The sequence below is a fragment of the Haladaptatus caseinilyticus genome (assembly GCF_026248685.1).
GTDB classification, from domain to species: Archaea; Halobacteriota; Halobacteria; order Halobacteriales; family Haladaptataceae; genus Haladaptatus; species Haladaptatus caseinilyticus.
The window spans coordinates 513,745-529,883 of the sequence record NZ_CP111041.1 but is presented as its reverse complement, the minus strand read 5'-3'; the positions used below and the strand labels follow the sequence as shown (position 1 = coordinate 529,883).

Sequence of the window (16,139 nt, the reverse complement as noted above, 5' to 3'; positions counted from 1 at the left end):
TAGCGCTACTGCGAACCGATGGAGGCGTTCGTGTAGCTCGTCGCGAGGGCGAAGCTCAACACCGGATGCGCTTCGAACCCTTGAACGTTGTCTTTCATCCCATAGCTGTTTTTCAGGTTGTATGCTGGAAGATGCGCCCGATCTTCTAGCAGTTTAGTGATGGCCTCCGTATACAACTTTTTCCGTTCGCTGTGATCCGGACTCTTCCGCGCTTCTACGACCTTGTCACTGACACCGTTGTAGAAGGTACCATCCGTCGTTCCGTGGGACTCCTCAGTGAAGAAGTAATAAAGGAAGTCGTCGGGGTCGGGACCGCCAGACCAGCCGAGCGTGTACATGTTGTAATCGTTCGGGTCACCCGAGACGTACTTGTCGAGGAACGCACCCCAGTCCAGTCGTTGGACGTTGGCGTTGTACCCGGCCTCCTTGATGCCGTTCGCGACCGTGACACCCAACTGTTCGCGCTTGTCGTCCGGCGGGACGATGATGTTCGCGTTCCAGTTGTCCGGCACTGAATCCGCTTCATCAAACATTTGCTTGGCCTTATCGATGTTCTTGCCGTGCGCAATAGACTTCCATTTATCTAATGGGAACTCCCATTGCTTCGAAATCTGCTGTGGAAGCGGACTGTACTGGCGAACACCAGTTGGTTCGACGAAATTCGACACCGCTTGATCCATGTCGAAGCAGTAGTCGATCGCTTCACGAACCTTCGGATCGGCCGTCGGTCCGTTCTTGCAGTTAAACGCGAGGTAGAAGTAGCCCATGCCGACCGTGGACTCGATGCTCGCATCACCCATGTTCTTGACTTGTTTCCAGAGCTTGGGCGGAATCTCTTCGATAACGTCACTCTCGCCGGTTTGCAAACTCGTCAGTCGAGTCGTCGGTTCTTCGACTGGCTTGTACTCGACTTCGGCGAGATTCGGTTTCGGCTCGTCCCAATAATCTTCCCATCGGGAGATTTTGGCCATCTTCCCTTCTTGCCAACTATCGAATTTGAAGGGTCCCGAACCGACGGGCTTTTTCTTGTTGAACTTCTTTTTGTCCTTCTCGCGAACCTTCTTGGGAACAACGGACCACGTCAATACGTTGTTGAAGGGTGCGTACGGGTATTTGAGGTCGAACTGAATCGTTCGGTCTCCACTCGTCGAGATGGAGTCGATCATGTTCAACTCCGCGGCGTTCTCCGTTTCCTCCTTGATTGGTGCTTCGAACGAGTATTTCACGTCCTCAGGGGCCACGGGGTCGCCGTTCTGGAATTTACTTCCCTCTTTCAACTCGACGACGTACGTCTTCCCCTTGTTCTTGACCTTCGGCTCGCCTTTTGCTAACTTCGGGACGAGGTTGATGCCGGAGTCATACGTGTACAGCCCTTCGAATACTCGATCAGCCACCTGTGTGGATGGAACATCGTTGAGAACGATCGGATCGAATTCGAGCGGACTCTTGACTTGCGCGAGAGTCAGTTTACCGCCGGACGACTGCTGCCCTCCTGAATTCGGGCTACTGCCGTCGTTTGAATTCCCACTACAGCCAGCAAGTGAGGCGATTCCGATTGCTCCGACCCCTTGAAGGAGGCGGCGCCGTTTGAGTTTGTCAGGTGTGTTTTGCTTGTTTGTCATGCCATCGATCTCCAAAGTCTTTGATTGACATTCTCATACGCCGAATCGAGGCTATAAAAGAATTTATAATTTAAAAAAAGATAATTTGTTTTCATGAACTATGCTTCAAATTAGGCCTTGTTCCATAGGTGTATATAATTATATATGCCCAAATACTATTTTCCATGTACAACAAATTACTAATATCGGTCCCTCCTGGTACGGTTATGAATGAAAACTACAGTTTAACCCACATCCTTATATATAGTAGTTGATGTACTATTCACATATTAAAACCAATATAATTACATCTGAATAATAATAGTACCATGGTAGACGATGACGAGTCAGGAACTACTGATGTGTGCGGTTGTATACCGACCGATGAATTACTTACAGATATTCATCTGGTAACTTCTCTTCTAGGTAAAACTCCCAGTATGCGGGAAATGAACGAACATGGCGAATACTCAGCCAGCACATTTCAATACCGATTCGGATCATGGAATGACGCGATCACCGCAGCGGGACTCTCTCCGAATTCCCAGTCAGATAGTATCTACTCGGATACGGAACTACTCACCGCTCTCCAACAGTTCGCACAAAAGCTTGGTAATACCCCAAGCAAACGACTCATGCGTGAGCAAGGGCCTCATTCGCCTGCAACGTACGCAAATCGATTTGGCTCTTGGAAGGAAGCCGTAACCGAAGCAGGATTGGAACCGTATCGACGCGGCGTGAAAATCACCGAGGACGAATTATTAGCTGAGCTAGAGGAGCTAGCGACTTCGATCGGTAAATCACCAACGGCATCCGAAATGAACGAACGAGGGAAATTTTCGGCATCAACCTACCATCGTCATTTTGGTTCCTGGACGGCCGCACTCGAGGCGAGTGGTCTTTCACCCGATAATCACTCCGAGCGAAAAGGGCTCTCCAAGCAGGAGTTGATCGACGAACTCCGCCGAATGGCCGACGTTCTTCGTCGCTCACCGACAACGACTGAAATGAATGAGCTTGGTGAGTACAGCGCAGGCACATATCGACGTCGGTTCGATAGCTGGTCTAACGCTCTCGCTGAGGCAGATCTAGAGGCAAGTAACGAACGTCAGGGGGGAAATGTTCGAGTAAGTGAACACGCACTCCGAAGCAATCTGACCGAACTTGCCGATAAACTAGGTCGGTCGCCGACTATGAAAGACATGTGGCACCACGGTGATCACAGCCCGAGAACGTATATCGAGCGATACGACACGTGGAATGCAGCGTTGGAGGCTGCAGAACTCTCGACTCGACGATACCGAGGAGACAGCATTACCGACCATGAACTCATTGTCGAACTTCGAAGGTTAGCTGCCGAGTCTAACCAATTACCACAGCGACAGGAGATGGATGAACACGGGTCATTTTCTGGGATGACATACTACAATCGGTTTGGATCCTGGGACAGTGCGCTCGTGACAGCAGGTTTCAAAACAGGATCGCAAACAACCGCAGTTATTCGAGGTTACTGCACCGTTTGCTGTAAATCCGTCACGGCTGCTATCGGTAATATAACGGACGATGGTCTCCTGTATTGCGGACACGAATGCGAGGCTGTGCACGATGACGGGCTCGTTACGTTCGAAGAGGACATACTAGACCGAGAGGACTACAAAGAAATCGCGTTCGAGAGATTCGCTACGCTACTCTCCGAGCTAGACATTCTCGTCCCTGGCTCCCTCCTTTACCTGAAACGTTCATTAGAATTCAACGAGTGTGACTTTGATACCGCAGAATGCAACGATATTCGGCTCACGAAATCAACCGGCGCTATTAACGTCGAGACGAAAGAGCGTAGATTGGCGTTCCAAATAACCACAGATAGTCTCACGATCCTTGCCGACCACATCACCGGATGAACGACTGGCTCGATCCATTCTGATTTCTTGATGAGGTATTCTCCCTCTAGCGGAGAGTGGGTCACGAAATCGGCTACAACCCTGCCCGATCAAAATGGAAGTTTAATACAGTAGCAACCGTCTATCTAATCAATAGCTTCTATGTATACGCGCCGTGTGTGCCTCAAGTCGGCTGCAGCGAGCGTAATGGGTATCGTGAGTCTTGCCGGTTGCTCCTCCGATCAGAACGACGTTGAAAAGACGACGACGCAGCAAGAAGCGGAAGACGAACCGCAGTCGCTCGAAATTCAGCATTCCTGGACTCGGGACGCCGAAAAAGATGCAGTTACTGCGCTCTTTGACAGTTTTCAGGATCTTCATCCTGATGTAAAAATCGACGAACAGGCGATCGCTGGTCGAGGGGGCGGCGATCTACAAACGACCGTGAAAAAGCGAATTATCGACGATAATCCCCCTGACTCGTGGCAATCTTGGTCGGGGCAAAACCTCCGAACGTACGTGGATGCAGGGGTACTCCAGGGTCTCCAGAACGCGGTCGAGTTACGAGAGATGGAGTGGGACGAATTTTCATCGATATCGAAACGACTGTCCAGGATCGACGAATCGTTCGTTGCCGTTCCGCTAAGTATCCACCGTCTAAACAACCTTTTCTATAACGTCGAAATATTGGACGAGGTAGGTATCGACCCACGCTCCATTCGGACACCGCGTGCGCTGGTGGATACCGTGAAATTAATCGAAGGGACGACCGACCACAAAGGAGTCGTACACGCAACAAAAAACGTCTGGCCGACGCTAGAACTCTGGGAGTCGGTGTTGTTGGGTGAATCCGGTTTACAAACGCACCAGTCTATCGTCAACGAGCAGGTGCGGTCGAACGAACGAGCGGTGAAGGAGTCGCTTCGTCTTGTCGATGCGTATCATGAACAGTCCCCTGACGGTATCGTTTCGAGTAACTGGCGCGAAGCAGCAAAACAGTTTCAAAACGGGAACGTTGCCTTTTTTCACCAAGGTGATTGGGCTGTAGCGGAGTTTCGGACCGACGATTTCGCGTTCGAAACCGATTGGAACTCTGTCGCGTTTCCTGGGACGGAAGATCGGTACCTGCTGAGTATGGATTCGTTTCCATTCCCGAAGAACAGTTCAGCCGAAACGGCACTTCCCGAATTTCTACAATACGTTGGTTCGGTCGAAGCGCAACAGCAATTTACGCAGACCCGAGGTTCGATTCCGCCGAGAAAAGACGTGCCGAAATCGGAATACGATCCCTTCTTCCGTCGTCAAATTGAACAGTTTCGAAACACAAAGACACAACTTCCGTCGATAGCACATGGACTGGCGATTCCACCTGCATCGCGGGCTAGTCTGACCAATGCGATGCGAGAATTCACCTCGACTTGGGATGTTGAACAGGCGACACAGACGATTCTATCACTGTTTGAATGAACGATATCTTATCCACCATCTGAGGTGGATACGTCTGTCTTCCGTTCGTAGATGACGACGCCTCGATTTTGGTATACTTGTCGATACTCGTCGGATCGATTAAGTTCCGTAATAAACGCTCGTTGTTGCTTGTGCTTGCGCCCGTAAACCGTATAGACGCCTTTCGGCACGTAGATGTAGTCCGGATTCGTCTCGGTAAGCGCGATGTTTTTGTTCAGGTCATCGATATTCGTGGTTGTCGAAATTCGCTGATATGCCGTGTGTTGCCACTGATATGCTACCGAACTACGTTCCCATTCGACACCCCATGGGCCGACGACGTTCGTCCGATTCGCTAAATACGGGAACCATTCCGCGGCATCGCCGACGACCATGAATTCGGCGGATGGATCGATATTTCGTTGTACCCACTGCATCGCGTCGTAATCCTGTTCATCGATGAACGAAGGCATCGAATTGCTCCCCTCATACTCGTTCACTGCCCCGGCGACGTACAATGTCGTGATGTTTGCCCCAAGGAGCGAAAGCACCAGGAGAACCGCAGTCAGTGTGTGTTGTCGGGAGAGGACTGGTTCTATCCGCTGTGCAATCCAAGGCACGGCACCATCGAGAACAAACACGGCCGTCACCAGTGACCCAATTACGGCGATGAATCGGGTTTCTGCGGTCATCCCTCCGACGAGGAGAAGCCAGAACGGGAGAAAGAACCGACGGTCGGAGAGTAAATACACGACTCCAACAGCGGGAATTGCATACCACAGCGAAAGAAGAACCACTCCATAGATATTTGGAGACGGTGAAATCCCCCCTGATAACGGCTGTCGTGTGACAAAAGCATTCACTACTACTCCAAGGCCGCCTCCGAGACCACCGTGTGAACTCGATGCTGAAACGAGGTTATCGAGGCTATAGATGGAGATGATCCTGCCCCACCAGGGGACAGTCAGAACAACGCCAAAGATCCCGACGAGGGCCGCGTCCGTGAATCCCCGAACTGTTGGTGCGTACCTCACAGTAAAGACGGCGATACCGATGGTAAGAAAGACGGTATACTCCGGGTGGGTTAGTGCGGTCAACGTAAACCAGACGATCGTCGGAACGATCCAGCGACGTGAACCTGTTTTGAAGAGACGCAACGCCGTGTACAATCCAGCGAGCGAAAAGAAAAACGCCGGTGCTCGAACGATACCACCTGCGGAAAAGTGCCATCGAACGAATGCCGGCGTCACTGCGAGAACGAAACTCGCCAAGCCTGCCCGTTTAGGAGTTTGGAGCAGTGATTTGGAAAGCAGATAAAACGGAATCAAACTCGCGATAGTGATCACTCCCGGGAGATAACGAGTGAGGACGAACAAATCGACACCGAGGACTCCATGGAGAGCCGAAAGCGTGTAGAAAACCAACGGGGGATACGCAAACGGAACTCCGTTTGCTGTGTATTGGGGCACAATGCGAGGGAACTGATATCCGTTGTTCGCTATCTGTTCAGAAATCGAGAGGAAGAGTCCACCTCCGAAGGCTGGAAACTGATGCGTTGCGAGGTAGCTACTGTATGCCAGAATGGAGATGAAAAGAGCAGGCGTAAGCCAGAGGTACTCCAGTAGCCATTCGTTTATATTCTCATATTCGCGTTCTGAGGTAAATAAATCAATTTGCATCTTGAAGACCGTTTAGTTGAGTCAAATTTTCAGTAATCGTGGCACCATCTTCTATGTTATGGAATTCCTTGTGGTGATCAATACTATTAACTTACTTTATTCCATACCTTATTCGGCGCGTGCTACTTAAGTGATAGCCATGGTGGCCACAACCCCTATTACGATTAGGGGATCCTATATAAATCACTGACGAGTATTCATAATGAGTAACACAAGAACGAATACTGATAACTATGGTGACCGAGTGGAGACTGTTTTCAGCAGACTCTATGAAGGCTTCTTGTCCACCCTCTTTAGTGGACATCGCCGGATCGTCTTCATTTTCACTACTTCCCTTTTGATGAGCGGTGTCTATCTCGTTACACACCCATATCCGGCGTACGGTGCTGGACTTTTCCTCAAAACGGCCGAAACCATCGCGAGCCAAAACTATGCGCTTCCAACACACGTGGCCGGATATACTTCCAGCGGTGTTCCCTTCGCGTATCCTCCACTCGCATTCTACGCTACCGCGCTGCTCCTCGAGGCCGGTGTTCCCCCACTCGTAATCACGCGTGCGATTCCTGCACTTGTCACCTCCATCGCATTCGTTCCGTACTATTTCCTCGCTCGCGAATTTCTTCCATCGCCGAGGCGAGCGGGGATTGCAGCCCTTATCGCTACCATCACTCCCATGCTGCTTCAGTGGCATCTCTCGGCGGGCGGAATCGTTCGTGCGCCAGCTTTCTTGATTCTCCTTTCGGGACTCTACGTTGGCATTCGATTATTCCGTCACGGACGACGATCTACACTGTTCGCTGCATTGATACTCTTCGGTGCAATAATTTTGACACACCCGACATATTCCGTCTTTTTCGGCGTGAGTTACCTCCTCTTTTTCCTCATCGAGGATCGGTCGATCAGGGGGTTACTCAGTGGGAGTATCGTCGCTGGAGGTGGTCTGATGATCGCTAGTCCCTGGATCGTACAGGTCGTTACGTCGCATGGATTTTCCGTTTTCACATCAGCGGCTGGTACCCACGGTGGGTTGGGTGCTGGAGTGATGATGTTTTTCGAACGTCTCGATGACCCCTTTGTTAGCTTCCCTGCCGCTGCTTTGTGGTATGTACTCCTCTGTCTTGGAATCTACTACGTAGTTACCAGACGACAGTATTTCCTTCCCGCTTGGTTCGTGGCCGCTGTTTTTTTGATGGACGAGATACGGTTCGCGTTCATCCCCGGTGTTATGATTATCGCCGTCGGGCTGACCGATATCGTGCCAGTGATCCACGCCCGATTTCGGAATTCACATCGGACGGTCACATCACACGTCGTTGTTCCGGCGCTCATACTCGGATTGCTCGCATGCCTTGGTGTCATGTACGTCGGTGGGTACTCGGTAGCAAGCCAATCGTCGATGCCAGCGTTTATCGATCACGAAGACACCGAAGCGATGGCCTGGGCACGGTCGGAGACGGAATCCGATGCACAGTTCGTGGTTCTCGGCGATGCCGCGGAATGGTTTCCGTATTTCTCAGATCGGACGATTCTGGTCGGTCCGTGGGGCGTCGAGTGGAAAACACCGGAGGCATATCAGTACCAGAAGGATTCCTATATCACTCTCTCTGAGTGTCACACTGCGCAGTGTTTGACGGCCAATCTCCAGACGCAGCCCAAACAACCGGACTATCTCTACATCCCGAAAGGGCAGTATACGGTTCGGGGACAGACTGCCTTCCAAACTAGCGAGATGTATCGCTCACTCGAACGAAGCGATCGATATCGAATCGTACACGAGAACGAAGGCGTACTCGTCGTTCGAACTGTCGGTACGAATTGAGTGTCGAAGAAATACTCGTTTATTACATTTTTCTCGACAACAGTCTTTATAATTCGACTCCACTATCGCTTCTCTAGGAATGGATGATTGGCTTAGTCGCCGTCGGTTTCTCGAAGCAAGTGCAACGGCATGTACCGCCGGTTCCGCTGTAGGTACGGTTCGCCATGTGACTGACGATGGCGGTTCGAAACAAGCATCCTCACCACGGCCTTCGACCGGTTCATCGCCCCATCGATCTCAGGCTTCGAATCCTGGCCCTGTCGATGTTCGCGGTGCCGTCTACGTACCGACACGCGCGTTCAATCGATATCAAATGTGGCGGGAGTATGATCCCGATGTCATCGAGCGTGATCTCGGCTACGCAGCACGCCTGAATTTGAATTCGATTCGAACGTGGCTTAGCTACGAGTATTGGCTCGAAGATCGCGACGCACACGGCGAGAAACTAGAGCATTTTTTGGAGACCGCGGATTCGTACGGTCTCCGTGTTTTGCTCGGGCTTTTCGACAGTATCGGCGAGGAACCGACGCTGGATAACTTGCTTGGTTCCGATCTCCATTCGGGGGTACAAACGTTTTCCCCCTCGACACGGACGATGCGGAATCCAGCGCTCTGGAACAACCCTCGGGATTTCATCCAGTGGTTTATGAGGCGATACAATGACGACGACCGATTGCTTGCGATCGAGCTCTCGAACGAACCGGGTTGGAGACCCGAACGCCGACGCTTCGTCAAAGCGATGTCCGAACTGTTCACCCTCCAACGTGGTTCGATCCCGCTGACGATCGGTTCCACGAGTCTCACCAACAATACCGACTACTTGGAGTGGGGAATGGACGTCTTGCAATTTCATTATAATTTCGCGGAATCGCCGTCCCATTTTCGCCGAACGCTTCGACAAGCGAAACATATCCAATCCGAATACGAAACCTCCGTGTGGCTGTCCGAATGGCAACGAATTCGGCCGGGTGGTTCGTTCTTTGCCGAACTCGATGGCGATACACGGTTTCCAGACTATTCATCGATGGCCAGAGTCATCCGGACAGCAAATATCGGCAACTTCTTTTGGTCGCTTATGCTACGACCGGCCTCCGAACTACACTTCCGCCAGCAGGGGATGATCAACGGGCTCTTTCACGAGGACGGTGCCGTCTGGAGCTTGGATGACGCTCGAGCGATTACAGCGATGTCCGGTAACTCCTCGTTCGAGGGAACCGAACGACGGGAGTATCCGGACTGGACGACCGAACTACTGCCTTCGGAGTACCCACGATCCGGACCGTATCCGCGGTGATTTATTTCGTCTCTACCGAAATTGAGCAACATCCTCGACGGGAGCAAGAACGAGAGGGTGTCAATACCTCCCGCGAATCACTACTCTTCTCGATCCGATTTACAGAGCTTCGAGCGAGCCAACTTCGGCGCTGGTGGACGGTCAATACCGGGACATCGCTCATTCGAACAATTCGTTCATTTACGCTCTCTACCGACAGAACATCGAGCACTGAACGGGAAGACGACATACAAACGAATCACGGAGAAGCTTGATCGGGCTCACTACCACAGAGTAAGTGACGTCGCTGGCTATTCCCAAATTCGACGTTCGAGCCGAGTAAGTGTCGATCTCCAATCGACCACGACAGCTAACAGTACAAATCGGTTGCTGAAATAGTCATAATGATGATAAAATAGACGCTAGCATTCACAGATTCACGCCAACAAATGGAACGAAAAATCGATTCTAATCCTCCCTTTTGGGCGGGGAAATTGATTAAAAAATATAGAGTGGTTGAAAATATGTTCAAACGTATTTTGGTTTTTCTGGCATCTCTGGGCCGAATAGCGGCTGTATCGGATATTATTATCACATGAGCGAAATAATGTTCGAAATCCGGAAAGAATATGACTATCTTGTGAGTATGTGAATAACGACAATGGTTGTGAGTAGTTTGCTACAAACAAAGTTGAAGTCCCTGATAACATGTGGTGAGTATGTCACTACCTGAGAAACTCGGCAATGGGATAATCGGACACAGTCGTCTACTCATTATATTCCTCTTGGTCTTTTCCTTGATCCTCGGATCAGGGGCATCGATGGTTGGTCAATCGTCTTCGCTCGATTCGTTCCAGAGTGATAGCAGTTCAGCAGCCAAAGCCCAGAGTTACATTAATGAGAACTTCTCAACTGGATCGGATAATACGACTAGCGTTCAAATAATCGTCCGGAATAATAATACACTCTCCAAGGAATCGCTTAAAAACCAAATAAAATTACAGCAAAAACTGCGAAATAATAATACGGTAAACCAAACACTTACCAGCGGCTCTCCGACGATCGGGATAGCAAACATCATCGCTATGACCACTTCTCAAGTGGACAAAGTGAGTAGTCTTAGATCCCGTGCTGAGCGCCTCCAACAACGAAAAAAGAACCTTTCCGAATGGGGTAAACAACTTCAGAACCGATCGGAACGGCTCAACGAAAGCAAAAAAGAACTCGAACAACGGGGTGAGCGACTCAAAGAACGAGGGGCGGACCTCCAAGCACGTGGGGAGGAACTGCAACAACGTTCCAACCAACTCAACCGGAGTAAACAGGAGCTTCAACAGCGCGCTAAGAAACTCAAGAACGAGGGTGAAGAACTACAGCAACGTGCACAACGACTCCAGGAGCGCTCTGACGAACTCAACCAAAGCAAAGCCCAACTCCAAGCAGACGGTCAAGAGCTACAAGAACAAGCTCAACAACTGAACGAGAGTAAGGCACAACTTCAAAACCGGAGCAATAAGCTAAAGCAGCGTGCTCAAGCACTCAATCAGAGTCGGTCCGAACTCGAACGACGCCAGGTGGACCTGCAGTCGCGTGCACAAGAGATTAACCAAACCCGACAGGAGCTCGCGGCGCGTAACGAGAGTTTGCAACAGCGGAGAACTGCGATCGAAGAGGCATACCAAAACGGCACGATCAACGATACCGAGTATAAACAGCGTCTTGACTCACTTCGAGAGGAACAAGCCGAATTGGCTGCTGACCTGACTCAGCTTGGAATCGAATCGGCTGCACTTCAGCAAGATCGCGAAGAACTCGAGGAAGATGCCCAACAGCTCGAACAGCAGGCAGCCGAGCTAAAGTCGGATCGAGCAGAGCTCGAACAACAGTCTCAGCAGCTCCAAGACAAAGCAGAGCAGTTGCAGGCGGAACGTGCTGAACTTGAAAACAGATCGGATGAACTACACCAAAAAGGGGCGAAATTACAGCAGGAGTCCACTCAGCTCAAACAAGACCAACAGGAACTGGAACAAAAACAGGCCGAGCTCGAAGCGGAATCACAGCGACTCAAAGAGCGAAGCCAGCAACTCAAGGAAGACTCACGGGAGCTCGAAACGGAATCGGAAGAACTGAAAACAGCACAAAATGAGTTGGAGAACGATTCCGAGCAGCTCAAAAAAGAAGGCCAACAGCTCCAAGAACAGTTTGCGGAGTTCAGAGACGCTCAGGAAGAGCTCAAAGCGGACGGTAACGAGCTAAAGAACGACCAGCAGGCCCTTCAAGAGCGGCCCAACCTTACACTCTCCGAGCAACTGTCGATCCTCGAGTCGCACAACCAATCGGAAATTGACAACGCAACCACGACGGTTCTTGCGGAAAACTCTAGTTTAGGTGGTACAGGTACTAGTGAGAGTAGTGCGTTCGCCTTCATGCCCACCAGCTACGAGGCAGGGAGTACGGACGCGAACGCGACGATGATCGTCGTTACTCAACGGGCGAAGGGTGAAATCAGCAGTAGTCAGACGTCGAGCGACCGAATCATGAATTCGCAGCTTGCCATGCAGGCGATTGCGAATGAGCAGTTCGACACGAAACAGTCGAGTGTCCTCGTCTTCGGTAGCGGTATTATTTCGGACGAGACCCAGAGATCGATGAGCGATAGTATCCTCATCGTGGGTCCCCTTGCGGTGATATTCGTTCTCGGCGTTTTGGTATTTGCCTACCGAGACCTTCTCGATATCATTTTGGGACTCTTCGGTATCGGTCTCGTTCTCGTATGGACGTTCGGCTTCATGGGTTGGGCAGGTATCAACTTCAATCAGATCTTCATTGCGGTTCCGGTATTGCTTATCGGACTTTCGATCGACTACGCCATCCACGTCTTCATGCGCCACCGCGAAGAGCGTGGTCGGACTGAGGGTGTCGAACAGTCGATGAAGGTCACACTATCGAGCCTTGGAATCGCGTTGATTCTCGTGACCGTTACTGCCGTGATTGGGTTCCTTTCGAACCTCGTCAGTGACGTGCCCCCGATTCGCCAGTTCGGTATCGTTAGCTCGGTGGGAATTACGGCCGCACTGATCATCTTCGGCGTATTGATTCCAGCTCTCAAAACCGAACTCGACTCGGTTCTAGAATCTCGTGGTTGGAACCGAGAGAAACGAGCGTTCGGAACCGGTGGAGGGCGACTTGGTACGGCGCTTGCTGGTGGCGCAACGGCCGCTCGCAAAGCACCGCGCGTCGTACTCGCTATCGCCGTGATTCTCACCGTCCTCGGCGGTGCTGGTGCAGCACAAGTCGATACGAGCTTCTCACAGGAGGATTTCCTAGCGAGCGATCCGTCAGGTGTGATGACCGAATTGCCGGAGCCCTTCGCTCCCGGTGAGTATACGGTAAAATCCTCGCTGGATTACGTGAACAACAATTTCCTGCGTCAGGATTCCAATGCGGAAATACTGATACGCGGGGATGTAACCGAACCGACGACGCTCGAAACGATCGAAAAAGCCGAAAACGAAGCAGCCAAGAAAGATACGACCGTCGTTCTTTCAAGTGGAGAGCCCGACATCGATAGTCCACTCTCCGTCATGGAATCCGTTGCGAACCAGAACGATTCGTTTGCAACGACATTCGAGAATGCAGATACGAACGATGATGGTGTCCCTGATCGGAATCTGAAGGGAGTCTACGATAAACTGTATACGGTTGCACCGGACCAAGCGAAAGGTGTTCTCTACCGAACTGACAATGGTCAGTATAAGGCAATTCACATGACTGTCTCGGTCAAAGGAAGCGCAAGCGGTGGCGCAGTCAGTGAACAGATGAATGCAGTCGCCGGGACGATCGAACAAGACAGTAGTCTCAGCGCCGTTGCGACGGGGCAGCCGATCATATTCAAAATCGTACAAGATCAACTGCTCAACTCCGTCATCGAAAGTCTCCTTATCACGCTTGGAGCGACGTTCATCTTCTTGATGATCACATATTACTTCCTCCACGGCAGTGCGACGCTCGGATTCATCACGATGCTCCCGGTGGCATTCAGTGTTTCCTGGATTCTTGGGACGATGTACGTTCTCGGAATTTCGTTCAACGTGATTACTGGACTGATCACGAGTTTGACTGTTGGATTGGGAATCGCGTACAGTATCCACCTCAGCGAGCGTTATATCCACGAACTCGATGAACAAGAATCAGTATGGGTTGCGATGCGAAAGAGCGTTACCGGAACCGGTGGGGCACTTCTAGGTAGTGCTGCGACTACCGTTGGTGGCTTCGGTGTTCTCGTGTTCGCCATCCTGCCCCCGCTTCAGCAATTCGGGATCATCACGGGTCTCACGATCATCTACTCGTTCCTTGCGAGTGTGTTCGTGCTACCCAGTTTACTCGCCCTTTGGACTCGGTACTTAGGTCCGGGCGGGACGATAACATCCGGACCGATAGACAAATCTACGATGGATGATGTGGGAACAACAAATGACTGATTCGACGGAAGCCGACGCGATAGCTGCATTACAGCGACTTGGACTCTCTAAGTACGAGGCTCAGGTCTTCTGTGCCTTGCAGCCGATCGAAAAGGCGACTGCAAGTGAAATCAGCCAAAACAGCGATGTGCCTCGTTCACAGGTGTACGGCGCCGCCGAAGGGTTAGAAAAATTAGGACTCGTAGATGTTCAGCAATCCAACCCCCGCCAATTCCGCGCTGTGGGACTCGATGAGGCGCGTGCACATCTACAGGCCGAAATCGAACGTGAGCAGGATCGAGCTTTCGAGGCACTCGACTCCCTGCAACAACAGCCAATAGACGAAACGGAAACGCAAGAGGACATTTGGACGATAAAAGGGCAGGAGACGATCAACGATCGTGTCGCTCAACTCATCAGCAACGCGAATAGCCGAATAATCTTTGGTGCTCGTGATCCAATGATGCTGGACGAGAACGTGATAACGGCACTTTCGAAGGCACGAGATGACGGTATTGACGTTTTCATCACGAGCGGAAACCCCGACGTGTGTGAGCTGTTTGAAGAGCGTGGTCTCGAAGCGTCACAATTCCCGATGAAACCGGACAACAACGACCGGAGTGGCCGGGTTCTGGCGATCGATTCGGATGTCATTCTCATGAGCGTGCTCGTCCCGATTCATGACGAAAATCAAAACGAGGTCGCCTTTTGGAGTGACGGGACTGGGTTTGCCAGTATCCTTACTGGCCTTCTAGAGACTTGGTTCTCAAAATTCATGGAGACGTGACCTTTGCGGAGGATGTGAACCAATATAACCGGTTGAGAATCTGAGCAACGGATGAGTTTCGTGATTCGGAGATCGGATGCCGAGGCCAGTGCTATAAATGACGAATGCGTTCGGTAACTATCCCAAAATAGGACGAGGGGAGTTTCAGTCGTTGGTAGAAGGGGTATCGGTCCTAATGATGAATCTGTCATTTCGAATCCGTTCGAAAAAATCGCGCTCTGGACCCCGAACACCAGCGGCGGTCATATTCTTATGCGGTTTATTCATCGGTATGCAGTCCGCACTCGATGAATACCTGGCCGACATGAAAGAAGAAAACCGAACGTGGACGTTATCTCGGGGATAACTCGACGTTCCATCGGTCATCTCGTTCCAATCCATCCATTATTCACGAAGCCGAAATCGGCTTATCATGAGAGCCGAAGGGTTAGAGCATGCCTCGATTTCAGACCGTCCTCTTCGATATGGATGGCGTCCTCGTCGATTCGGAATCGTTCTGGCAACAGTTCTGGCGTGACCAGGTTTTCGTCCACGCAAAAACCGGCGACCCAACGCTGGCGGACGTGAACGGGCGCAATTTCCGCGAGAGCCTCGAAGAACTCGCAACGACGTATGGTCTTCCGGGCGGACCCGAACGCTATGAACGCCGGTTCGAAACGGCTGCGGAGACGGTGTATGGCGAGCAAGTTTCGATTACGCCCGGAATGCCGGACTTTTTTGCTCTGCTTCGCGACCGCGGGGTCAAGGTCGGAATCGTGTCATCAGCGCCGGCGGATTGGATCGAAACGGTTATCCAGCGGTTCGATCTGGCACCGATCGACACTGTGGTGAGTGCTGAACAAATCGATCGACCAGGCAAACCGGAACCCTTCATCTACGAGCACGCAGCCGCCGAACTTGACGTCCCTCCCGCCACCTGCCTCGTGGTCGAAGACTCCGTCAACGGTGCCCAAGCGGCAGCACGAGCGGGAAGTACTGTGATTCGGTTTCGTCGCAACACTACTGTGCCGGCTACTGACCACACTGACTCTGTCGCCCACTCTCCAGACGATCTTCAGCGAACGATTCTCAAATTACTCTCCTAGTTTCCCGTTACTCAGCGACACCGTTCCACATCCCGCAGGGGATCGCTCCATTCACAATATGCATGTTCCGAATAGGATATATATAGTACTACTCATGATGCTAAATTTA

The 16,139-nt window shown here is 51.4% G+C and carries 9 protein-coding genes; 7 read left to right on the top strand and 2 right to left on the bottom strand.

What is annotated here, in order from left to right; translation table 11 throughout:
* Positions 1–5 precede the first annotated feature (5 nt).
* Entirely contained in the window at positions 6–1,622 is a 1,617-nt protein-coding gene (locus OOF89_RS22395; protein WP_266082226.1) for an ABC transporter substrate-binding protein, read from the bottom strand.
* Between the two features lie 308 nt (positions 1,623–1,930).
* Between OOF89_RS22395 and OOF89_RS22390 the strand changes: the two genes are divergently transcribed.
* Positions 1,931–3,502 carry a homing endonuclease associated repeat-containing protein gene (locus OOF89_RS22390; protein WP_266082224.1) on the top strand — a complete coding sequence of 524 codons (1,572 nt, stop codon included), beginning with the start codon at positions 1,931–1,933 and terminating at the stop codon, positions 3,500–3,502.
* A gap of 186 nt (positions 3,503–3,688) precedes the next feature.
* Positions 3,689–4,948, top strand: coding sequence for an ABC transporter substrate-binding protein (locus tag OOF89_RS22385; RefSeq protein ID WP_266082222.1), 1,260 nt, complete (start codon positions 3,689–3,691; stop codon positions 4,946–4,948).
* A gap of 8 nt (positions 4,949–4,956) precedes the next feature.
* Here OOF89_RS22385 and OOF89_RS22380 read toward each other — a convergent pair whose 3' ends face one another.
* Positions 4,957–6,606: a hypothetical protein gene (locus OOF89_RS22380; protein ID WP_266082220.1), complete on the bottom strand. Its 1,650-nt coding sequence runs from the start codon at positions 6,604–6,606 to the stop codon at positions 4,957–4,959.
* A gap of 202 nt (positions 6,607–6,808) precedes the next feature.
* Here OOF89_RS22380 and OOF89_RS22375 point away from each other — a divergent pair, with 202 nt between their 5' ends.
* The 5 genes from OOF89_RS22375 to OOF89_RS22355 all read left to right on the top strand — a co-directional run bounded on the left by OOF89_RS22375 (position 6,809) and on the right by OOF89_RS22355 (position 16,030).
* Positions 6,809–8,425 (top strand): glycosyltransferase family protein, encoded by a 1,617-nt coding sequence (locus OOF89_RS22375; protein WP_266082218.1) that lies wholly within the window; start codon positions 6,809–6,811, stop codon positions 8,423–8,425.
* Between the two features lie 79 nt (positions 8,426–8,504).
* Entirely contained in the window at positions 8,505–9,719 is a 1,215-nt protein-coding gene (locus OOF89_RS22370; RefSeq protein ID WP_266082216.1) for a glycoside hydrolase 5 family protein, read from the top strand.
* A gap of 698 nt (positions 9,720–10,417) precedes the next feature.
* Positions 10,418–14,179, top strand: coding sequence for an MMPL family transporter (locus OOF89_RS22365; protein ID WP_407661668.1), 3,762 nt, complete (start codon positions 10,418–10,420; stop codon positions 14,177–14,179).
* Positions 14,172–14,945 carry a TrmB family transcriptional regulator gene (locus tag OOF89_RS22360; protein ID WP_266082212.1) on the top strand — a complete coding sequence of 258 codons (774 nt, stop codon included), beginning with the start codon at positions 14,172–14,174 and terminating at the stop codon, positions 14,943–14,945. The genes OOF89_RS22365 and OOF89_RS22360 overlap by 8 nt, the downstream gene beginning before the upstream one ends.
* A gap of 434 nt (positions 14,946–15,379) precedes the next feature.
* Positions 15,380–16,030 carry an HAD family hydrolase gene (locus OOF89_RS22355; RefSeq protein ID WP_266082210.1) on the top strand — a complete coding sequence of 217 codons (651 nt, stop codon included), beginning with the start codon at positions 15,380–15,382 and terminating at the stop codon, positions 16,028–16,030.
* Positions 16,031–16,139: the final 109 nt, after the last annotated feature.

Excerpts from the sequence above, each read along its gene's own strand:
- OOF89_RS22355 (WP_266082210.1), top strand. The coding sequence starts at position 15,380 with ATGCCTCGATTTCAGACCGTCCTCTTCGATATGGATGGCGTCCTCGTC.
- OOF89_RS22380 (WP_266082220.1), bottom strand. The coding sequence starts at position 6,606 with ATGCAAATTGATTTATTTACCTCAGAACGCGAATATGAGAATATAAAC.
- OOF89_RS22360 (WP_266082212.1), top strand. The coding sequence starts at position 14,172 with ATGACTGATTCGACGGAAGCCGACGCGATAGCTGCATTACAGCGACTT.
- OOF89_RS22365 (WP_407661668.1), top strand. The coding sequence starts at position 10,418 with ATGTCACTACCTGAGAAACTCGGCAATGGGATAATCGGACACAGTCGT.
- OOF89_RS22395 (WP_266082226.1), bottom strand. The coding sequence starts at position 1,622 with ATGACAAACAAGCAAAACACACCTGACAAACTCAAACGGCGCCGCCTC.
- OOF89_RS22375 (WP_266082218.1), top strand. The coding sequence starts at position 6,809 with ATGAGTAACACAAGAACGAATACTGATAACTATGGTGACCGAGTGGAG.
- OOF89_RS22370 (WP_266082216.1), top strand. The coding sequence starts at position 8,505 with ATGGATGATTGGCTTAGTCGCCGTCGGTTTCTCGAAGCAAGTGCAACG.
- OOF89_RS22390 (WP_266082224.1), top strand. The coding sequence starts at position 1,931 with ATGGTAGACGATGACGAGTCAGGAACTACTGATGTGTGCGGTTGTATA.
- OOF89_RS22385 (WP_266082222.1), top strand. The coding sequence starts at position 3,689 with ATGGGTATCGTGAGTCTTGCCGGTTGCTCCTCCGATCAGAACGACGTT.